The sequence below is a fragment of the Dyadobacter sp. CY347 genome, assembly GCF_021502655.1.
In the GTDB taxonomy this organism is placed as follows: Bacteria; Bacteroidota; Bacteroidia; order Cytophagales; family Spirosomataceae; genus Dyadobacter.
In genome coordinates, this window is the sequence record NZ_JAKFFT010000002.1 from 280,994 (window position 1) to 300,547 (window position 19,554).

Annotated in this window: 19 protein-coding genes; 9 read left to right on the top strand and 10 right to left on the bottom strand. The window is 45.8% G+C overall.

From position 1 onward, the window contains the following. Positions 1–95: 95 nt before the first annotated feature. The 4 genes from L0659_RS01955 (at position 96) to fabF (ending at position 3,069) form a co-directional block, all read left to right on the top strand. Positions 96–680 (top strand): TetR/AcrR family transcriptional regulator, encoded by a 585-nt coding sequence (locus L0659_RS01955; RefSeq protein ID WP_235123879.1) that lies wholly within the window; start codon positions 96–98, stop codon positions 678–680. A gap of 69 nt (positions 681–749) precedes the next feature. Further along, complete coding sequence (locus tag L0659_RS01960) at positions 750–1,499, top strand: SDR family oxidoreductase (RefSeq protein ID WP_235123881.1); 750 nt, start codon at positions 750–752, stop codon at positions 1,497–1,499. A gap of 49 nt (positions 1,500–1,548) precedes the next feature. Next, complete coding sequence (locus tag L0659_RS01965; RefSeq protein WP_235123882.1) at positions 1,549–1,785, top strand: DUF2798 domain-containing protein; 237 nt, start codon at positions 1,549–1,551, stop codon at positions 1,783–1,785. A 33-nt stretch (positions 1,786–1,818) separates the two neighbouring features. Continuing rightward, positions 1,819–3,069: a beta-ketoacyl-ACP synthase II gene (gene fabF / locus L0659_RS01970; RefSeq protein WP_235123884.1), complete on the top strand. Its 1,251-nt coding sequence runs from the start codon at positions 1,819–1,821 to the stop codon at positions 3,067–3,069. Between the two features lie 8 nt (positions 3,070–3,077). Here the strand turns inward: fabF and L0659_RS01975 are convergent, their stop codons facing one another. Further along, positions 3,078–3,875, bottom strand: a complete 798-nt coding sequence (locus L0659_RS01975; protein ID WP_235123886.1) for an HAD family hydrolase — start codon at positions 3,873–3,875, stop codon at positions 3,078–3,080. Between the two features lie 182 nt (positions 3,876–4,057). On the opposite strand from L0659_RS01975, the gene L0659_RS01980 reads away from it, so the two are divergent. After that, on the top strand, positions 4,058–4,957 hold the full coding sequence (locus L0659_RS01980) for an EamA family transporter (RefSeq protein WP_235123887.1): 900 nt from the start codon (positions 4,058–4,060) through the stop codon (positions 4,955–4,957). On the opposite strand, the gene L0659_RS01985 is transcribed toward L0659_RS01980, so the two are convergent. Both L0659_RS01985 and L0659_RS01990 read right to left on the bottom strand, forming a co-directional pair. Next, entirely contained in the window at positions 4,954–5,583 is a 630-nt protein-coding gene (locus tag L0659_RS01985; RefSeq protein WP_235123888.1) for a bifunctional 2-polyprenyl-6-hydroxyphenol methylase/3-demethylubiquinol 3-O-methyltransferase UbiG, read from the bottom strand. The genes L0659_RS01980 and L0659_RS01985 overlap by 4 nt on opposite strands. A gap of 4 nt (positions 5,584–5,587) precedes the next feature. Beyond that, positions 5,588–6,502 carry a UbiA family prenyltransferase gene (locus tag L0659_RS01990; RefSeq protein WP_235123889.1) on the bottom strand — a complete coding sequence of 305 codons (915 nt, stop codon included), beginning with the start codon at positions 6,500–6,502 and terminating at the stop codon, positions 5,588–5,590. A gap of 64 nt (positions 6,503–6,566) precedes the next feature. On the opposite strand from L0659_RS01990, the gene L0659_RS01995 reads away from it, so the two are divergent. From L0659_RS01995 to L0659_RS02010, 4 genes are all read left to right on the top strand, one after another. Further along, positions 6,567–8,117, top strand: coding sequence for a M20/M25/M40 family metallo-hydrolase (locus L0659_RS01995; RefSeq protein ID WP_235123890.1), 1,551 nt, complete (start codon positions 6,567–6,569; stop codon positions 8,115–8,117). Positions 8,118–8,184: 67 nt separating this feature from the next. Then, positions 8,185–9,576, top strand: coding sequence for a M17 family metallopeptidase (locus L0659_RS02000; protein ID WP_235123891.1), 1,392 nt, complete (start codon positions 8,185–8,187; stop codon positions 9,574–9,576). Between the two features lie 107 nt (positions 9,577–9,683). Continuing rightward, positions 9,684–10,898, top strand: coding sequence for an acetyl-CoA carboxylase biotin carboxylase subunit family protein (locus L0659_RS02005; RefSeq protein ID WP_235123892.1), 1,215 nt, complete (start codon positions 9,684–9,686; stop codon positions 10,896–10,898). A gap of 92 nt (positions 10,899–10,990) precedes the next feature. Continuing rightward, positions 10,991–12,025 (top strand): YhcG family protein, encoded by a 1,035-nt coding sequence (locus L0659_RS02010; protein ID WP_235123894.1) that lies wholly within the window; start codon positions 10,991–10,993, stop codon positions 12,023–12,025. Here the strand turns inward: L0659_RS02010 and L0659_RS02015 are convergent. The 7 genes from L0659_RS02015 to kduD all read right to left on the bottom strand — a co-directional run bounded on the left by L0659_RS02015 (position 12,012) and on the right by kduD (position 19,311). Further along, entirely contained in the window at positions 12,012–12,446 is a 435-nt protein-coding gene (locus L0659_RS02015; protein ID WP_235123895.1) for a nuclear transport factor 2 family protein, read from the bottom strand. The genes L0659_RS02010 and L0659_RS02015 overlap by 14 nt on opposite strands. Before the next feature lie 44 nt (positions 12,447–12,490). After that, complete coding sequence (locus L0659_RS02020) at positions 12,491–13,771, bottom strand: MFS transporter (protein ID WP_235123896.1); 1,281 nt, start codon at positions 13,769–13,771, stop codon at positions 12,491–12,493. 51 nt (positions 13,772–13,822) lie between these two features. Further along, complete coding sequence (locus tag L0659_RS02025; RefSeq protein ID WP_235123897.1) at positions 13,823–15,346, bottom strand: tagaturonate reductase; 1,524 nt, start codon at positions 15,344–15,346, stop codon at positions 13,823–13,825. Positions 15,347–15,358: 12 nt separating this feature from the next. After that, the gene (locus L0659_RS02030; protein ID WP_235125231.1) at positions 15,359–17,197 is read right to left on the bottom strand and encodes a glycoside hydrolase family 88 protein; all 1,839 of its coding nucleotides are present in this window, start codon (positions 17,195–17,197) and stop codon (positions 15,359–15,361) included. A 125-nt stretch (positions 17,198–17,322) separates the two neighbouring features. Further along, the gene (locus tag L0659_RS02035) at positions 17,323–17,670 is read right to left on the bottom strand and encodes a cupin domain-containing protein (RefSeq protein WP_235123898.1); all 348 of its coding nucleotides are present in this window, start codon (positions 17,668–17,670) and stop codon (positions 17,323–17,325) included. Further along, positions 17,670–18,500 carry a 5-dehydro-4-deoxy-D-glucuronate isomerase gene (gene kduI, locus L0659_RS02040; protein ID WP_235123899.1) on the bottom strand — a complete coding sequence of 277 codons (831 nt, stop codon included), beginning with the start codon at positions 18,498–18,500 and terminating at the stop codon, positions 17,670–17,672. Before kduI ends, L0659_RS02035 begins: the two co-directional genes overlap by 1 nt. Before the next feature lie 40 nt (positions 18,501–18,540). Then, positions 18,541–19,311 (bottom strand): 2-dehydro-3-deoxy-D-gluconate 5-dehydrogenase KduD, encoded by a 771-nt coding sequence (kduD, locus tag L0659_RS02045; protein WP_235123900.1) that lies wholly within the window; start codon positions 19,309–19,311, stop codon positions 18,541–18,543. Positions 19,312–19,554 lie beyond the last annotated feature (243 nt).

Genomic DNA, 19,554 nt, shown 5'->3' on the forward strand with positions numbered 1-19,554 from the left:
TTTTTTTGGTTTTGATAAATAAAATAAAAATATATAAGATTTCACTTGCAATTATATACCGATTGGTATATTTTTGTATCGTTAATTTGAAGCACATGACTAAGGCAGAAAAAACCAGGCAATTTATCATTGAAAAAACGGCACCGATTTTTAATGTTAAGGGCTATTCAGGAACTTCAATTAATGATATGATCGAGGCAACCGGCCTGACGAAAGGAAGCATTTATGGAAATTTCCGGAACAAGGACGAAGTGGCCCTGGCGGCTTTTGATTTTAACCTGAAAAAAATGTTCACCGCCGTGCAGGCTGAAATGGATGCGCAGAAATCTGTGAAAGAAAAGTTGCTGGTGTATGTGCGCATTTACGAAAACTTCCTGACTTACCCGTTTCCCGAAGGCGGCTGTCCCATTCTCAATACTTCTATCGAAGCGGACGACACACATCCGCCGTTGCGCCAAAAAGCGGCTGACGCCATTTATTCGTGGAAAAATAAAATCGAAGCCTTGATTAAAAAGGGGATTGTTGATAATGAGCTGAGTGCCAATCTGGAACCGGAAGAAGTGGCTATCACATTGATCGCATTGGTCGAAGGAGGGATTATGATCAGTAAAGTTACGGGTAAGCTGCAATACAGGACGGCGATTATGAAGGCAGTGAAAAAGATGATTGACGATTTGTAACTATTTTTTTAAACATGAATATACCGATCGGTATATTCTAATATTTGATTTATTTAAACAAAAGCAAAAATGAAAACGACTGGAAATACAATTTTGATCACAGGAGGAAGCGCAGGAATCGGATTTGAGATTGCGAAGATTTTTTCTGAAAAAGGAAACAATGTGATCATCACCGGCAGGAACGAAGCGCGTCTTAATGAAGCAGTAGCGAAACTCAAAAATACAACGGCAATCGTGGGCGACGTTGCTAACAAGCAGGATGTGGACCAACTGGTAGCAACATTAAAAAGCGATTTCCCGAACCTGAACATTGTGATCAACAACGCGGGTGCGGCATCTTACTATTTCCTTGATAGCGTGGACGATGTTTACGAAAGGGCAGAAGGAGAAATTGTGACCAACTATTTATCGATTGTCGGCATAAATCAGAAACTGGCGCCACAGTTAAGCAAACAGGCGGAATCTGCCATTGTCAACGTTTCAAGCATTGCCGCTTTCGTGCCCAATCACGTAATCCCGACTTACGCCGCGAGCAAAGCAGCATTGCATTCCTACACGCAATCACTTCGGTTAACATTAGCGAAGACAACTTCCACAAAGGTTTTTGAACTGATGCCGCCCTTGGTTAACACAGATTTTTCAACCGAAATCGGAGGAGAAAACGGCATTCCGCCACGTGAAGTAGCCGAGGCCTTGTTTAACGCCTTTGAAACGGATACATATGAAATACGCGTTGGCCGGACCGCGGAGCTGTTTGGATTATTCCTACAATCGCCCGAACAAGCGCTTTTGGCAATGAATCCGGGAAGTGCAGCCTGACATTCAAGTATCGGCCGGTAACAACTTCAAAACTTAACAAAATAAAAAAATGAAGCAGAGAATTGCGTTTGCCATGATTATGGGAGTGATCACTACGGGTATAATTTCCTTTAGTTTGGTTTCTATAAATATTGGATTTGTTGCCAATTTTTTGGTGATTTGGCTGAAATCCTGGATCATGGCCTATATGCTGGTTATTCCGGTGATATTAATAGTAGGTCCAAGAGTGCAAAAAATGGTGGAAGCCTTATTCAAAGATGCAGTAACTCAGGAGTTTGACAAATAGCGCCTGATGTTGTCGAGAAAATTCTAAATTTTTATGAGAAGAGTAGTTGTTACTGGTTTGGGAGTTATTTCTCCCCTCGGAAATTCCGTAGATGAATTTTGGGAAAATATTGTGAATGGTAAAAGCGGTGCTGCTACCATTACGAAAATGGATGTTTCTAAGTTTAAGACGCAATTCGGCTGTGAAGTCCGGAACTTCGTTGCAGAGGATTATATCGATAAAAAAGAGCTCAAAAAATACGATCTGCACACGCAATACGCGATTGCAGCATCCGATACAGCCATCAAAGACGCGGGACTTGATTTCAGCACGATCGAACTCGAAGACCGTTACGACATGGGCGTGATCTGGGCCACGGGAAATGGTGGAATGGGCACTTTTGAAGATCAGTTGCTTGAATTTCATGCATCGGGTGGTGTGCCGCGTTTCAGTCCTTTCTTTATTCCAAAAATGATCGTGGACATTGCAGCCGGCGTCATTTCGATCCGTCATAAATTGCACGGTCCTAATTATTGCACCGTTTCTGCCTGTGCATCTTCCAATACGGCGGTGATCAGCGCATTTGACACTATTAAAATGGGCAAAGCAAAGCTGATGGTCGCAGGAGGCTCGGAGGCAGCGATCATTTATTCGGCATTGGGTGGATTTGGTGCGGCTCAGGCGTTGTCCAAACGCAATGATGCCCCCGAAAAAGCATCCCGCCCGTTCGATAAAGACCGGGACGGTTTCGTTATGGGCGAAGGAGCGGCGGCATTGATTCTCGAAGATCTGGACTATGCAGTGGCCCGCGGAGCAACCATTTATGCTGAAATAGTAGGAGGCGGAATGGCAGCAGACGCTTACCACCTGACAGGCACGCCGCCAGACGGAATGGGCGCAGCGCTGGGAATGAGAAAGGCTTTGAAAGAAGCAGAAATCACGCCCGACAAAATCGATTATGTGAATGCGCACGCTACTTCAACCGGTTTGGGCGATATGAGCGAACTGAACGGCATCAAGACTGTTTTTGGCGATCATCAGGTTGCGATCAGTGCCACAAAATCAATGACCGGCCACTTGTTAGGCGCTGCCGGAGCCATTGAAAGCATTGTGTGCGCGCTGGCTGTGAAGCACGACATTATCCCGGGAACGATCAACACAGAAACCCTGGACGATGCCACGCCGGAAGGACTGAACATTATATTAGGTGATTCTGTGAAGCAAACCGTGAATTACGCGCTGAACAACACATTCGGTTTCGGCGGCCACACGGCTACTTCTATATTCAAAAAATACACTGAATAGCCCGCAGGTTATTCCGTAATTTCCGAAAGGATTTCAACAACCCCGTTTTCATCGTTACTCTTGGCGATGAAACGGGCTATTTTTTTGATATCCGGGTGTGCATTGGCCATTGCGTAGGAATAATGTCCTTTTGTAAGCATTTCAAGATCATTCAGATAATCGCCGAAGATCATGGTTTGGTCAAAAGTGATGTTAAACTTCTCCTGCAAAACCTCCATAGCACGGCCTTTGTTGGCTTTTTTGTGGGAAATGTCCAGCCATATCGGACCAGAAACCTTCACTTGCAGGTTGTCTTCAAAATGCTTGTAATGCGGATAACTGTTTGCCTCAGAACCGGCCAGGTCGCAAATCGTGAATTTCAGGAATTGGTCATCTTCCACTTTGGTCAGATCATCCACGATCTCATATCTTTCAAAATACAGCTTCAAATGATTGATAAACTCAGCATCGTCATTTTCCACATACGCTTTTTTCTTGCCGCAAATCACGGCGTATGTATCTTTGATAGGGCGTGAAATTTTTACCAATTCGCGCACAATGTCCGCTTCTATCGCCTGAATGTGGATTTCTTCATCTCTAAAAACAACATAACTGCCATTTTCAGCAGCAAAAATCACTTCGTCTTTTACTTGTTCCAATGCTTTGGCAAGATTGAAATACTGACGTCCGCTGGCGGCTACGAAAATGACACCGTGGTCTTTTAATTTTCTAAAAACGGGGAAAAATGATTCGTTTATTTCGTGTTTGGAGTTCAAAAGCGTGCCGTCCATGTCGGTTGCGACCAGTCTGATATCGGAAAAAGTCATATTAAATTCTAATGTTACTACTTAAATCAAGCCAAATATACTGGCTAAGGTTCCGTTTTTTGTATTATTAAAATATCCTAAGTTGAGAAACGAATGATTTTCAGCGCCTCCGAACCCTCGGAAATGTTTTGCTGTTCCCTGAATACATCCATCCACATCATTTGATACACATTACCAGCTCCATGAAATTTTCAAAACATTATCTGGCGGCATTTATCTCGTTTGTAATCTGGGGGTTTTTCAGTCTGGCCCTCAAACCGTTAAAGGCCTACGCGTCGCTTGATATTCTGTTTTACCGCGTCTTTTTATGTGCCGTCATCATGGCGGTGATCAGCCTTTTCGTGCGGGTAAAAGTATTGAAGGAAAATGTAAAAACATTCCGTCAGATGCCTCCTGCGCAGAAGAAACGGGTAACATTGCTGACGCTTGCGGGCGGACTTTTGCTGACCGCAAACTGGTTTTTCTTTATTTACGTAATGAACCACATTAGCGTAAAAGCAGCGTCATTCGCCTACTTGGTGTGTCCGATCATGACCACTGTGATCGCATATTTTGTATTAAACGAAAAATTGAGCAAATGGCAGTGGGCGGCAGTTTCACTCAGTGTGTTAAGCTGTATGTTGCTGTCTTTCAGTAATGTTGCGGACATTGCTTACAGCCTGATCGTCGCACTTTCCTATGCATTCTATCTGGTTAGTCAGCGCAAAAATGTGGGTATGGATAAATTTCTGGTCCTCACCGTCCAGATCATTTTCTCGGCCCTGATCCTGCTTCCGTTCTATCCGCAGTACAGCGAAGCATTGCCAACCGAATTTTCGTTTTATGCATTGATATTCGTGATCGCCGTGCTTTTTACCATTGTGCCGTTGTATATGAACCTGTATGCATTGCAAAGCGTAACGTCTTCAACAATGGGCATTTTGTTGTATATCAATCCTTTAATGAACTTCTTCATCGCCCTGGTTTATTTCCACGAGCCCATCAATTCCATTCAGATCACCGCTTATTCGCTGATTTTGCTATCCATCGTCATCTTCAATGAACGGTTTATTTTTGGAAGAAGGCGCGCAGCATTGGGTTAAGGTTTTTGGTAAACCAATGATTGGATAAAACCACTGTAAAAGGATTTTTGAAAAACGGTTTTGAAACCGGCTTTGCTGAACAGCATTTCAGTATCAGGCAGCTTTTTCGCTTCCACATCTGAAAGGATCCCGAAGAAAAGATACATGGATTTCAACAGCCATTTTTGCCAGAATTTGCCAGGTTTGTTTTCCACATTGAAATCCGTAAAAAGCCAGAACCCTTTTGAATGAAGCTTATTATCGAGGTTTTTGAAAACAATTTCTGCGTTATCCTGTTTGAAATTATCAAACAAAAATGAGGTGATGATCATGTCAAATCGTTCTACGGAATGAAATGATTCCACGGCTTCGTGCATGTATTGAACATTGTTTTTTCCAACATCACGCCTCTTCGCTATATCAAGCATTTTTTGCGAGATTTCAATGTAAGTAATGTCGATGTTGTAAGGTCGTATTTGTGAAATTTCTTCCAGAATCGCGCCTGTGCCACCGCCTGCTACAAGTATTTTCGCTCCTTCGGGAATAAAGTGCAAAACCGATCGCTGCGCCTCCATTAAAGTGTTTCCAAAAACCAGCTTTGAAAGCATGTCATAAAACCCGGCGACCCTATCGTAATTATTTTTCATGACCTTAATGAGAGGTGAAAATGCTGCCGACAATCCCGCAAATGGCTTTTACCAGCAATAATCCGTCGATCACGATGAGATAAAATAGGACGCTTTTGGGTTTTTGTAAAGCAAATGCAACCCCCAGCAAGCATACAAATGGAAGCAGATTAAGAATCAATGTGGGCGTGCTCAATTTTTGAAAAAACGCAAAAGAAAGGAAGGAAAAGAGCCCGATTAGCAGCAGCGGGACAAGCACATAGATGATCGTGTTACTTAGTCCCATCCGCACCGCAAATGTTTTCAGCTGAATGTTGGCGTCGTCCTCATAATCTTTCATATCGAACATAATTGCGTTCACCGTGCAGAACATCCAGTTTTTGACAAACAGCCAAAACATGAAAATGGGCTCGTGAACCACAATTCCCTGCTCAATTCGCAGCATTGTGATCGGGAATACATTCACAAAACCGGCCCACACAAAGCCGATCACAAACGCTTTCAGCCAGCCCGTATTCCGGAGATTGAAGGAGATCAATGATTTGGGAAGCAGTCCGTAATACAGGATTGCGGCGCCGGGAATGCTTAATAGTAACAGCCAGCTTGCAAGCGGCAGATGCAGCAACTTTGTAAAATCACGGATCAAAAACCAGCCCGCAATCCCCGAACAAATTGTAAAAAGTACATACTGACTAATGCGCGTGAAGCCGTAATGCATCCTATACCACTCCGTTCTCGGATTACTGGAAAACGCAGCGCCCGGCGGGATGGAGTAGGCAATGGTGTAATAAAAAACGGTGGCGCAGAAAATGAGGATGTAGTAAGGAACAGCATTAAAAGGCAGGCTAAGCTGGAACATGGTTTCGAGCGACAATGCCACTGCCAGCAGGCCAACGAAATAGTTTGCAAAGAAGACAAACGAAACAATTTTCCTAACCATTATCCGAACCTTTATCGCTATTTCCTATCTTAGGAAACAGATTAATTGTTAAACCAACATTTTCATGAAAAGAATCTCCTTTGTTTTTCTGTTATTTTTTGCCGTTCAGATCCAGCCTGGCTTTTCACAAAGCAAAGATCCGGTGGTTGAAAACATTGTTAAAGAAGCAACCGAAAATTCACAACTGGAAAAATTGGCTCACGAATTAATGGACGTCATCGGGCCGAGGCTTGTGGGCTCGCCGCAAATGCAGCAGGCGCACGAATGGGCAGTGGCGAAATACAAAGGCTGGAACATTACAGCAAAAAACGAAAAGTGGGGTGAATGGCGCGGCTGGGAACGTGGCGTGTCGCACATTGATATGGTAGCGCCGAGGGTAAAATCGCTGGAAGGCATGCAACTGGCGTGGAGCCCCGGAACGGGTGGAAAAACGGTGACGGCGGAGGTGATCATTCTTCCGGACGTGGCCGATTCGCTGGCTTTCCAGAAATGGCTGCCTACTGCAAAAGGCAAATTTGTAATGATCAGCATGAACCAGCCAACGGGCCGGCCGGATTACAACTGGCAGGAATTTGCGACCAAAGAATCATTTGAAAAAATGAAAAAGGACCGCGATGCGCAGACCGAGGCCTGGGCAAATCGTTTGAAAAAAAGCGGATATAATACACGCACATTGCCTCTGGCATTGGAAAAGGCCGGGGCGGCAGGCGTGGTTATGTCGTATTGGTCAAAAGGTTTTGGTGCAAATAAAATTTTTGGTGCTTATACCAAAGCGATTCCTACTATTGACATTTCGCTCGAAGATTACGGCTTACTATATCGCCTGTCTGAGTCGGGGCACACACCCAAAATCAGTGTGCGTGCGGATGCGAAGGAAACGGGCGTGAGCCAGACATTTAATACAATCGGCGAAATCAAAGGCTCGGAGAAGCCAAACGAATACGTAATTCTTTCCGCGCATTTCGACTCCTGGGATGGCGGAACGGGCGCTACTGATAATGGAACGGGCACCATTGTGATGATGGAAGCCATGCGCATTCTCAAAAAAGTTTATCCAAACCCTAAAAGAACGATCCTGGTGGGACATTGGGGCAGCGAGGAGCAGGGACTGAATGGTTCGCGTGCTTTTGTGGAGGACCATCCGGAAATTGTGCAGAACATTCAGGCGGTTTTCAACCAGGATAATGGCACAGGAAGGGTTATTAACCTTTCGGGCCAGGGCTTTTTGAATTCCTACGAGTATCTGAGCCGCTGGCTGACCAAGGTTCCGGAGAATATTAAAACGCCTATTGAATCCAAGTTTCCGGGTGCACCGGGCGCTGGCGGATCCGATTTTGCATCATTTGTGGCAGCGGGTGCGCCAGCATTTTCCCTGAGCTCTTTGAACTGGTCTTATGGAACCTATACCTGGCATACCAACCGGGACACTTATGATAAGATCGTGTTTGACGATGTGCGCAGCAATGCGATCCTGGCGGCGATTATGGCTTATCAGGCCAGCGAAGATCCCGCCAAGACTTCTCGCGAGAAAAGTATTTTACCATTAAATTCAAAAGGCGAGCCGGGAGCCTGGCCTGAGCCGAAGAAGCCGACACGTCGGGGCGGGCTGGATTAAGCATTGTCGCATTAACAACGGGTTAGGAAGGCATTTGAGACATTCTTTTATTGATTTACAACATATAATGCAGATTAAACAAATATCAGAGGCAGCGGATGATTTGTTGCTGATTCGTCCGTTTGAACAAGGTTTTGAACCCGAAAATCAAAATATGTTCAAGGCGGAAAAAGGTGAAATGTGGTGGTATTCTTCGCGTGAGCTCTGGATCGGGTTGGGCAAATCGCCACAGCTTCCGGCTATCATTAAAATTTTCAGGTCGCTGTTTTTCAAGCGCAAAGACCGCTGGCCGGACGAGATCATTCTGGATTGCAAAGGTCGCGAACCGGAATGGATCGAAAACGCGGTTAACGGGATCGTTCTGGGCGGTTATGATCTGCAACTTTATAAAACAGAACCCAAACCATTAAGTGCTTTTTTCAGAACGGGAACATTGTCCGTCTTGACTGAAAAGCATTCGCCATCGATCGACGAAGCATTGGATGTTGCGCAAAAGACAGCATTAGTCCAGATGCGGATCATGGATCTGATGAACGCGCCTTCAAACTATAAAAACCCTTCAACATTAGCCGAATGGGCCACTGAATCAGGCAGTAAAAATGGTTATAAAGTAACTGTGTTCGACAAATCCAGGCTCGAAGCGCTTGGTATGCATGCATTGCTGGCGGTTGGAAAAGGCAGTGAGGCGCCGCCGTTGATGATCGTGTCGGAATATGAACCGGAACATTATACCAAAACCATTGCATTGGTAGGTAAGGGCGTAACCTTTGATACAGGCGGGATTTCTATTAAAACGTCTGCCAATATGCATTTGATGAAAAGCGATATGGGCGGCGCAGCGGCTGTTCTGGGCGCGGTTGAACTGGCTGCACAGCTGAAAATTCCGGTCAGGATCATCGGTGTGATTCCATCAACCGAAAACAGCGTGGACGGACTTTCAATGAAACCCGGCGACGTTATAAAGTCCTATGCAGGCAAAACCATTGAAGTGATTGATACGGATGCAGAAGGAAGGTTGATCCTGGCTGATGGTCTTAGTTATGCGGTAAGGGAGTTCAAGCCGGATGTTGTGATCGATCTGGCAACATTAACAGGCAGCGTGATCCAGACATTGGGTTACGAGGCGGCAGGGCTGTTTACACCTAACAGTGAGCTGGCAGAAGCACTGTCACAGGCTGGCGACAGGACGGGCGAAAGAATGTGGCGGCTGCCCGTCTGGGATTCATATAAGGAAGAAATTGCGTCCGACATTGCAGATGTGAAAAACTACCACGGAAAACCGCTGGCCGGAGCCATCGTTGCTGCCAAATTCCTGGAAGCCTTTACGGACGAGCATCCCGCCTGGGCTCATCTGGATATTGCCGGAACCGCATTTGGTGATACGGAGTTTGCTCCCGGCCGGGCAGGCACGGCTTATGGCGTTCGTTTGTTGCGCGCTTACTTGTCAGGGATAATTTAAATGGCCATTCTCTTGCCAAATTGGTTCTTTTTGCTAGATTTGAAGAAGCAAGTTTTGGGTTGAACATTCAGAATTTTGTCAGCTATATTCCACGAAAGCTAATTTTTATGGCCCGAGCGCTAACTTTTCTTTGCATATCAACATATTTCAAGGGTAACGATTTTCTGAAAGCTTTGAAGGAGTCCGGTAACAAAGTCTTCCTCATTACGGCCAAAAAATTGGAGCATAAGCCGTGGGTTAGGGATTCGGTTGATGAGTTTTTTTATGTGGAAGAAGGGGAGGATGGCAGATACAATATGGACGAGATCATTAACGGTCTCGCTTACGTCATGCGCAGCAGGGCCATTGACCGGGTGGTTGCGCTGGATGATTTTGACGTCGAAAAAGCAGCGCATATCAGAGAATATTTCCGGATCCCGGGCATGGGGCAGACGACGGGGCGATATTTCCGTGATAAGCTTGCGATGCGCACCAAAGCTGCCGAATCGGGGATTTTAGTGCCGGGCTTTTCTGCGCTTTTCAACGATGATGCGATCAATGATTTCATTGAAAAATATCCTGGTCCGTGGATGATCAAACCTAGGTCTGAGGCTTCGGCGACGGGGATCAAAAAGATGGAGAATGCCGTTGAGCTTTGGGAAACGATTCATCAGCTTGGCGATAAAAGACATGCTTATCTTGTGGAGCAGTACAAGCCCGGGGATGTTTATCATGTAGATTCTATTTCGTATAATGGCCGGGTTATCTTTTCCTGGAACAGCAAATATCTGGCGCCGCCCTTCGATGTGGCGCATGGCGGCGGCATATTCAGGTCGGTAACTGTGCCTTTTGATTCTTCTGAGGAACACGCGTTGGAAACCCTGGCCGTGGATCTTTTGAAAGCATTCGGCTTAAAGCATAGCGCTTCGCACACGGAGGTGATCCGTTGCCATGACGATGGGAAATACTATTTCCTCGAAACTTCTTCACGGGTAGGAGGCGCCAATCTTTCGGAAATGGTGGAGGCATCGTCCGGCATCAACCTTTGGACAGAATGGGCCAAAATGGAGACTGCCGAAGCAAGAGGCGACAATTACAAGTTACCGGCGGTCAGAAAAGATTATTCAGGCATCATCATTTCACTAGCCAGACATGAATGGCCCGACCTCTCCGTTTTCAATGACCCCGAAATTGTATGGCGCATGAACGAACCTTATCACGTCGGCCTGGTCGTGAGGGCCAAAACCCGTGATAAAGTCATCGAATTACTAGACCAATATGCAGCCTTCATCCAAAAAGACTACCACGCCTCAGCACCCGTCCCGGAAAGGCCATCGCATTGAAAAAAAATGAATTTTTTTTTGATTGACTTGTGACCTTGTTTTGAAAGCTACGTCTAAATGCATAAAAGTTATAAAATTAACCAAATGCATTTATGAACGAGGAGACACAACCATCAGAACTCATTTCGTCTGTCAAGCTACTTATTAAGGAAAGCAGGGCCCGAGTTGCTGTTGCTGTAAATGCTGAGATAACTATGCTGTATTATCAGATTGGTAAGAGGATTAATGATGATGTGCTTAGGAATGACCGCGCGGAGTATGGCAAGCAAGTCGTCAAAATGTTAAGTATTGATTTGGTATCGGAATATGGAAGCGGATGGAGTGAGAAACTGCTACGTCATTGCATGCATTTCGCAAGCATATTTCCAGACAGCTCAATTGTCTCCGCACTGCGGAGACAATTGAGCTGGACCCATTTTAAGTTGCTGATGTACGTTGAGGATCAACTTAAAAGGGAGTTTTATATTGAAATCTGCCGTTTAGAAAACTGGTCTTCCAGGCAGTTGGATGAACGCATCAAATCAATGCTCTACGAGCGCACTGCTATCAGCAAGAAGCCGGAGGAAACGATTGCAAATGACCTTAACCTTTTGCGGGACAAGCAAAAGCTGAATCCCGACCTTGTTTTCAGAGATCCTTACTTCCTTGATTTTTTAGGTCTGAAAGATGCTTATTCAGAAAAGGATCTGGAAACGTCTATCATTGTTGAGCTTCAAAAATTTATCATTGAACTCGGCAGCGACTTTGCGTTTATGGCAAGGCAAAAGCGTATCACCATTGATCAAAGTGATTATTTTATTGACTTACTTTTTTATCACAGAAGGTTACGATGCCTGGTGGCCATCGATCTGAAAATGGGCGCTTTTGAAGCGGCTTTCAAAGGACAGATGGAATTGTATTTACGCTTCCTCGAAAAATACGAACAGGCCGAAGGCGAGAACGCGCCCATCGGCCTGATACTTTGTAGTGGTAAGAATAAGGAGCATGTAGAACTGATGCAATTGGATCAATCAAACATCCGGGTTGCTGATTACCTCACTGCGCTGCCTTCGCAGGAGCTTTTACAAGACAAATTGCACAAAGCAGTTGAAATTGCGCGTCAAAAAGTGAGTTTTAAGGCAACTTGAATGCCTGGCGGCCCATTAAGAGCCATTGTCCTTTTAATTTTTGCCAAACTGTAAATACGCCCAGCTTGACGGCAGCAGGCTCTTTGCCTTTGTTATGGGTTTCTCCCATTAATTTATGGCGGACTATGGCTACGTCGCCGGAAACTGTGATGGTTTGCTCGGAAAGATCGATCTTGGTGAATTTAGATTCTTCGCTGGTTAATGCGCGGATGAATTCTTTTTGATCTTCCAAAAGACCGTTTGAATGTCCGTATGTTAAAGATGGGGACGTGAGTTTTAAGAGGTCTGACTCCTGGGCTCCAATGATGGCGACGCGAAGTTTTTCGACTGCGTCGGCTACTGCTTTTTCGTCGCTGCTTTGGGCAAATGCGATGATATTTCCCAGCACGAGAAATACAGCCACTAATAATGTTTTTTTCATTGTTAAAATTACTGTTGGTTTAATGTTGCAGGTTATGGCAGCTCTTAAATATCAACCCTTTCCATTTTAGGCGCAAACAAATGCATGACACCCCAGGCGAGCAAATATGCAAAGCCGCATATGATGAAAATCAGGTTATAACCGCCGCCAATATTGCCGGCAGCCTTATAATTATCCAAAATGATCCCTACCAAAAGCGGAAAAAGGATGCCTCCTACTGATCCTGCCATGCCGCCGATCCCTACAACGGAACTCACTGCCTTCTTGGGAAACATATCCGAAGCCGTAGTGAAAATGTTAGCGCTCCAAGCCTGATGCGCCGCAGCCGCCAGGCTGATCAGCACCACCGCCTGCCAGATGTTGGTTGTGTATTGTGCCAGCATAATGGGCGTAACGAGGAATGCGAAAATGAGCATGGAAGTCTTCCTAGCCCTGAAAATTGGCCATCCTTTTTTGATAAAATAACCTGAAAGATAACCGCCGCCAATGCTTCCAACGGTGGTTGCCGTGTAAACGATAACAAGCTCGGGGCTTGGTTTGGAAAGATTCAGCTTGAATGCTTCGGCAAAATAGGAAGGCAGCCAATACAGGAAAAACCACCAGATGGGATCGGTGAGCATTTTACCAAAAACAAATGCCCAGGTTTGTCTTACTTTAAACAAATCCAACCATTTAACAGGCGCTTCCTTGCTTGTATCAGGCTCATTGTCACTGTGAATGTAGTCGAACTCGGCCTGATTAATGCGGTGCTGTTTCGCAGGAACCTCGTAATAACGGAACCAGAAAAATAGCCACACAAAACCAATGGCGCCAGTGATCAGAAACGCTTCCTGCCAGCCATAGGAGCCCAAAATCCAGGGGACCATGATCGGGGCGACGACTGCGCCAATGTTAGCACCGGAGTTGAAAATCCCCGTCGCAAGGGCGCGTTCGCGTTTGGGGAACCATTCTGCCGTCGCTTTAATGGCAACCGGAAAGTTTCCCGCTTCACCAAGCCCGAGCAATGCACGCATAAAGCCAAAACTGAAAGTTCCGCTCGCCAATGCATGCATCATAGCTGCAATGCTCCAAACCACCACGGAAATCGTGTAACCCAGCTTCGCACCTATCTTATCAATAATTGCGCCAAATCCGATAAGCGAAATGGCATAAGCCGTTTGAAAAGCCATTACAATGTGACTGAAATCCTGCTCAGACCAGCCAAAATCTGCCTCTAATGTGGGTTTCAGCAATCCCAGAACCTGCCGGTCCAGATAGTTGATCGTAGTTGCGCAAAAGAGCAGGGCCACGATCCGCCAGCGGTATTTGGTCATTTGGTTTTCCATGTAGGGAATTTGCAGATTAGGTTAAGGTGAAAAAGGTTTAGCGTTTTTTATTCAGGCGTATTCTGTTTTTTCAAGGAATATTTTCAATGTGTCCAGCGCGCCTACTTGTTTCAGGGATTCGAGATAGGAGACGATATTTTTACGCACTACCTCTGATTTGGAAAGATCTTTTTGCCAGATAGACTGATCTTTAAGAATAGTGGTAACCATATCGTCCAGCGAAGCAATCTGCCATTTCTGATGAAAATAGGCCGCTTTCTGGTCCTGAATTAAATAATAAGCACCATTTGAAAGCCCGTAATAATGCTCACCGTCTTTTCGTACTGCCTTCATATAGAAGATGTAAGCAGCAAATCCGAATGTAATGTGCTCTGGAAAAGTGTCGCGGATCTTCTCATATTTCAAAAAAACCGGCATAACCCTTGACAACATTTTGGCAGAATAATTTTGCGTGATATTCAGCCATTTATGCCTTAAATGCGGATTGTGAAAACGCTCCAAAACGCTGCGGCTAAATTGCAGTGCGCGCTCCTCGGCCACCGGATAAGGGATTGCCGGTGCTATCTCACTTTCCATGAGATTGGCCAGATATGTTGCAAAAAAGGCGTTATCCATAGCCTGGTCCACAGTTTTGAAGCCGCACAAATGCGCTAGGCCGCTCCCGAGTGTGTGTGCACCATTGAGCAGCCTTAATTTCAGTTCACGATAGAGCTCAATGTCGGGCTCAACGATCATTCCTTCGTCAACTTCGTGGAATGGCAGCTTTTTGCGGATGGTCGCATCGCCTTCGATGGCCCATAAATGATAATGTTCGGCGGTGATCAGCAAATCGTCCTGGTAACCCAGTTCGGCAGCTAGCTCTTTGCAAATATTTTCATCAGGTTTTCCAGGTACAATTCTGTCTACCAGTGAATTACAGAACGAATTGTGATTTTCCAGCCAATCTATAAATGCTGCTTCCAGCCCGTTCCTATGTGCTAGTTCCAGCACAATAGATTCGAGTTTTTTGCCATTTTCTGTAATCAGTTCCGTGGGGATAATGACGACGCCGTATTCCGGGTTTCCGCCAAAAGCCACATAACGTGCATATAAAAAAGCCAGCAATTTGCCTGGAAATGAAACGGGCGGCCATTGATAAATATCATCCTGAACAAGCTGGATGCCGATCTCCGTGGTGTTGGAAATTACAATGCTGATCGCAGGATTTTTCGCCAGGTCCAGCACGAGCGACCATTGTGTTTTGGCCGACAACACCCGGCTAATCGCAGAGGAAATGATGTTTTCTTCTTCCACAGCGCCATTCCGGCTGCCACGTAGGCAGATTGTATAAAGATTATCCTGCCGCTCAAAAGCTTTCAGATCGCCTTCGTCCGTAGACTTCACCACCACAATGCGCCCGTTGAAAACGCCCTGCCTGTTGGCCTTATCAATGAAATAGTCAGCCAGGCCACGTAGAAATGCCCCTGTGCCGAATTGAAGCACTTTTTCCGGGAGTTGGAAAATGGAATCATCCGGAACAGTAAGCGCTGGCTGATTTCTTAACTGGCCAAGATTTTCGCGAAAAAGGCGGCTCATAACATTTCGGTTTTACTTTTTAACAACCTGTTTTAGTAACCAATCGGCCAGATCTTTCCCTGCTTCAAAATTCTCAAAGCTCGTATCAATCCTCCGTCCGTCGACATATTCATTGTACAGCCACGGGTCTCCCACGGCGAAAACCGTCCCTTTACCATATTTGGAAATACCAAAAATAACGTCTCCCTGGTCTGTCAGGGCGGATTTGGCTGGTGGCGAAAGGAGGAGCGGAGAAAGTTCTTTGATGTAAATTTTGCCGGCCGTTTTGAAAATGGCTTTGCTATCCACGGGGATCATCAGTTTTCCCTGTTCAAACTGCGTCCCTTGCACCATATTCCTGTTTTTATTGCTGAATTGTATGCCAAATTTTTTAGCCAGCTCATTGAAATGCTTGATCTCACAATTGGCAGTGTCATTTGCCATCATCACCAGCACTCCGCCGTTCTTCACCCAATTTTCGATCTCGTTAATGTCGTTTGGTTGAATGAAATTGGGCTCGGGCGACTCCTTTTTCGTGTCCGGGTCTACTATAATGTAAATGTCAATGCCTTTGAGTTTTGCGGCTGTGGGGGGACCGGAAACTGACACTGTCTGCGCGCCTAACTCTCTGAAAATGTTTCCCCAAAGCCAAAATCCGGAATGCAGCCGGTCTTCCCAGGTGTAATGAAAGGGGTCGCTTGTTCCGTCAGACAGTTTTCTGGATTCCTGATTAAAATGATAGTCTAACCCAACTGTTTTGCCCTTTCCCACCGCATTCTCCGCAGCAATTTCCATTTCAATGCTGGCAAAAATGAATGGCCCGATTCCTTTCAGGTCGTTTTTCCGGATGGGTTCGCTGAGATAATATTCGTAAGTCCCGTCGCGGTAAGGCGTGCCGCCAAGTCCGCCTACACTCACTGTTTTGTTCAGACTAAGCAGTCCATCTGCTTCTTTTTCAACAAATTCCTTCAAAGCTCCTGCATAACCGCGCTTCGCGTTGGCTGCAAATGACTGATCAATATAGCCCATTCTAGCACCCTTAGCCAATGCATAAATGAACATGCAGGACGCGGAAGCTTCTAAATAATTTCCTTTCCTTTTCCCCTGATCGATTACCTGATACCAAAGGCCGGATTGCTTGTCCTGATATTGGGCCAAGACCGGCGCAAGCCTTTTCAGATATTGGATAAGTTCAATCCGCTTGGGATGATCTTTGGGAAAATAATCCAAGACATCCACCAATGCAATGGCATACCAGCCGATGGCTCGCGACCAGAAATTAGGTGAACGGCCCGTCGTTTTATCCGCCCATTTTTGCTCACGGCTCTCATCATACGCATGGTAAATCAGGCCCGTTTTTTCATCGACTGCATATTTCTCGATCAATGCAAATTGTTTGGCAATGTCATCGAAATGCTCGGGATGATTAAACAGCCGGCTGTATTCCGCCGCAAATGGTTCGCCCATGAAAAGGCCATCCAGCCACATTTGATAGGGATAACGCTTTTTATGCCAATAGCCACCTTCCTTTGTTCGCGGCTGCGCTTCCAATTGCTTCCAGAGCAGATCAGCGGCCTTTTTGTATTTTTCTTTGTCTGGTTGTGTTTGTTGATAAAGTGTAAGTAATGCCCTTCCCGGAGGAATGTTGTCAATGTTGAAGTCGTCGAATTTGTAAGTTCTGATGCTTCCGTCCGGCCCGACATATTGGTCAATGTCTTTTCTGATGTATTCAAAATATTTGCCTTCGCCTGTTCTATACCAGACTTTTTCAATGGCTTTCAACATTAAGCCCTGCTCGTAATCCCATTTTGTTGCAGTATTTTTTCCTACCAAAATTGAATCCTTATGACGTGCCATGAAAGAGTCGGCCATTCGGCGTGACATGGGAAGTTTCTGTGCGCTAACATTGAGTATAATATCAGGGGCAAAGCAGAATAGTGCAATAACGGAAATGCTGCGTAGCAATTTTTTCATCAGAAAAGAAGAAACATTATCATCTAAAATTTTATAAAATCACCTCGCATGGGGTTGAAAATATCCACCAGCATTCCCGCTTCCAGGCATAGTGCGCCGTGAACCACATCCGGCGGAATGTAATAGGCGTCGCCGCCGCTCAGTATGCCGGTTTTCGGGCCAATGGTTATTTCAAATTTCCCGCTTTCCACATAACTCATCTGCGTATGGAAATGGCTGTGTAATACACCAATGCCACCTTTCTCAAAAGCCACTTTGACCATCATCAGATTGTCATCATAAGCCATGATCTTCCGCTTTAAACCACCGCCCAGATCTTCCCAGGGAATGTCTGCGTCGTCAATAAATTGCCTCCCTTTTATGTCGCTCATTATCTCAGATCAGTTATAGCCACTGCGTCCATATCCGTATAATCCCTGTTTTCGCCAGCCATTCCCCAGATGAAAGAATAGCTCGAAGTGCCACAGCCTGAATGGATTGACCAGGGCGGAGAGATGATCGCCTGACGGTCGGCAAGCCATAAGTGGCGCGTCTCCGTTGGTTCGCCCATCAAATGCAGAATGCGCTGATTAGCAGGAACATCGAAGTAACAATAGGCTTCCATGCGCCTGTCGTGAACGTGCGCAGGCATGGTGTTCCAGACACTTCCGGTTTGCAAAACAGTAAGCCCCATCACAAGCTGCGCGCTTTGAATGCCGCCTGCGTGAATGTATTTGTAAATGGTCCGGTGATTGGAAGTTTCCATGCTGCCCATTGTTGTAGGCGCAGCGTCCTCTTTTGTATATAATGTTGCCGGAAACGACTGGTGCGCAGGTGAGGACAGGAGATAAAATACGGCCGGATCTGCCTGATTTTCACTCGAAAAAACAACTTCTTTTGTCCCTTTTCCTAAATAAACACAGCCCAGCTTACTGATTTCAAATGTGGCTCCATCCGCCTGAATTTGACCCTTTCCGCCAATGTTAATGATCCCGATTTCTCTTCTTTCCAGAAAATATTCAGCTTTCAGCGGGCCGTAAGTTTCAAGCGTAAGCGGCTTGGTCGCCGGAATGGCGCCGCCGATCATGACGCGGTCATAATGCGTGTAAACGAAGTTGATCTGGTCGTTTTGGAATATATTTTCTATTAAAAAATTTTCGCGTAAAGTCGCCGTGTCCATTTGCGAAACTTCTTTCCGGCTACTTTCAAATCTGATTTGCATAGGGTTGGTTTTAGCTGTGTTATTAATGATTTTGGAGAAATTACCGGCCCATCCAGCCGCCGTCAACGGTTAATATTGTGCCATTTACATAGCTCGAAGCGTCTGATGCCAGAAATACCGCCGGACCTTTGAAATCTTCCGGCATGCCCCATCTTCCGGCCGGAATGCGGTCCAGGATGGATTTGCTCCTTACCAGGTCATTTCTCAGCGCTTCCGTATTATCCGTATTGATATAACCGGGTGCTATGGCATTCACATTTACCCCTTTTCCGGCCCATTCGTTGGCCAGTGCTTTCACAAGACCGCCAATCGCACTTTTGGATGCCGTATATCCGGGCACATTAATGCCGCCCTGAAATGTAAGCAATGATGCTGTAAAGATGATTTTCCCATAACCCCGCGCAATCATATCACGACCGAATTCCCGCGAAAGAATGTAAGGCGCGTCCAGGTTAATGTTCAGCACCTGGTCCCAATATTCATCCGAATGTTCTGCCGCGGGCTGGCGGAGGATAATGCCAGCGTTGTTGATCAGAATGTCGATGCGGTCGTGCTCTTTCTTTACTTGATTAATAAATGCATAAATGCTTTCGCGATTTCCCAGGTCCGCCTGGTACGCATAAAATTTTCGGCCGGTCGCGGTCACCGCAGTCTGTAATCCGTCGGCTGACTTGACGTCGGACGATGAAACGCCAATGATGTCGGCACCCGCTTCTGCAAGGGCCTCCGCCATGGCTTTTCCAATTCCGCGGTTGCACCCGGTTACCAGCGCAGTTCTGCCTGTCAGGTCAAATATGTTTTTTGTATGCATTCAAGAATGGCAAATTGTGTTTTTCGGGGTAGCCCCTGAATTCCGCGTCGGTCTAAGAAGACCGTTAGCCCCGGCAGTTTAGGCCGAATAGTTAGAACTATCAAATAATGAATTGTCTTTTTTTGTGCAATCGTTATCGGGAACGTTACCAGCTCACGTGCGGCGGCAAACAACGGACGATCGATTTCAATATTCGTTTGTATTTTAGTACATTGACGTAATGTTGGATAAACTATATTTAAT

What these genes read in the sequence shown, in the direction of transcription:
- L0659_RS01955 (WP_235123879.1), top strand. Translation starts at nt 96, where the DNA reads ATGACTAAGGCAGAAAAAACCAGGCAATTTATCATTGAAAAAACGGCA.
- L0659_RS01960 (WP_235123881.1), top strand. Translation starts at nt 750, where the DNA reads ATGAAAACGACTGGAAATACAATTTTGATCACAGGAGGAAGCGCAGGA.
- L0659_RS01965 (WP_235123882.1), top strand. Translation starts at nt 1,549, where the DNA reads ATGAAGCAGAGAATTGCGTTTGCCATGATTATGGGAGTGATCACTACG.
- fabF (WP_235123884.1), top strand. Translation starts at nt 1,819, where the DNA reads ATGAGAAGAGTAGTTGTTACTGGTTTGGGAGTTATTTCTCCCCTCGGA.
- L0659_RS01975 (WP_235123886.1), bottom strand. Translation starts at nt 3,875, where the DNA reads ATGACTTTTTCCGATATCAGACTGGTCGCAACCGACATGGACGGCACG.
- L0659_RS01980 (WP_235123887.1), top strand. Translation starts at nt 4,058, where the DNA reads ATGAAATTTTCAAAACATTATCTGGCGGCATTTATCTCGTTTGTAATC.
- L0659_RS01985 (WP_235123888.1), bottom strand. Translation starts at nt 5,583, where the DNA reads ATGAAAAATAATTACGATAGGGTCGCCGGGTTTTATGACATGCTTTCA.
- L0659_RS01990 (WP_235123889.1), bottom strand. Translation starts at nt 6,502, where the DNA reads ATGGTTAGGAAAATTGTTTCGTTTGTCTTCTTTGCAAACTATTTCGTT.
- L0659_RS01995 (WP_235123890.1), top strand. Translation starts at nt 6,567, where the DNA reads ATGAAAAGAATCTCCTTTGTTTTTCTGTTATTTTTTGCCGTTCAGATC.
- L0659_RS02000 (WP_235123891.1), top strand. Translation starts at nt 8,185, where the DNA reads ATGCAGATTAAACAAATATCAGAGGCAGCGGATGATTTGTTGCTGATT.
- L0659_RS02005 (WP_235123892.1), top strand. Translation starts at nt 9,684, where the DNA reads ATGGCCCGAGCGCTAACTTTTCTTTGCATATCAACATATTTCAAGGGT.
- L0659_RS02010 (WP_235123894.1), top strand. Translation starts at nt 10,991, where the DNA reads ATGAACGAGGAGACACAACCATCAGAACTCATTTCGTCTGTCAAGCTA.
- L0659_RS02015 (WP_235123895.1), bottom strand. Translation starts at nt 12,446, where the DNA reads ATGAAAAAAACATTATTAGTGGCTGTATTTCTCGTGCTGGGAAATATC.
- L0659_RS02020 (WP_235123896.1), bottom strand. Translation starts at nt 13,771, where the DNA reads ATGGAAAACCAAATGACCAAATACCGCTGGCGGATCGTGGCCCTGCTC.
- L0659_RS02025 (WP_235123897.1), bottom strand. Translation starts at nt 15,346, where the DNA reads ATGAGCCGCCTTTTTCGCGAAAATCTTGGCCAGTTAAGAAATCAGCCA.
- L0659_RS02030 (WP_235125231.1), bottom strand. Translation starts at nt 17,197, where the DNA reads ATGGCCGACTCTTTCATGGCACGTCATAAGGATTCAATTTTGGTAGGA.
- L0659_RS02035 (WP_235123898.1), bottom strand. Translation starts at nt 17,670, where the DNA reads ATGAGCGACATAAAAGGGAGGCAATTTATTGACGACGCAGACATTCCC.
- kduI (WP_235123899.1), bottom strand. Translation starts at nt 18,500, where the DNA reads ATGCAAATCAGATTTGAAAGTAGCCGGAAAGAAGTTTCGCAAATGGAC.
- kduD (WP_235123900.1), bottom strand. Translation starts at nt 19,311, where the DNA reads ATGCATACAAAAAACATATTTGACCTGACAGGCAGAACTGCGCTGGTA.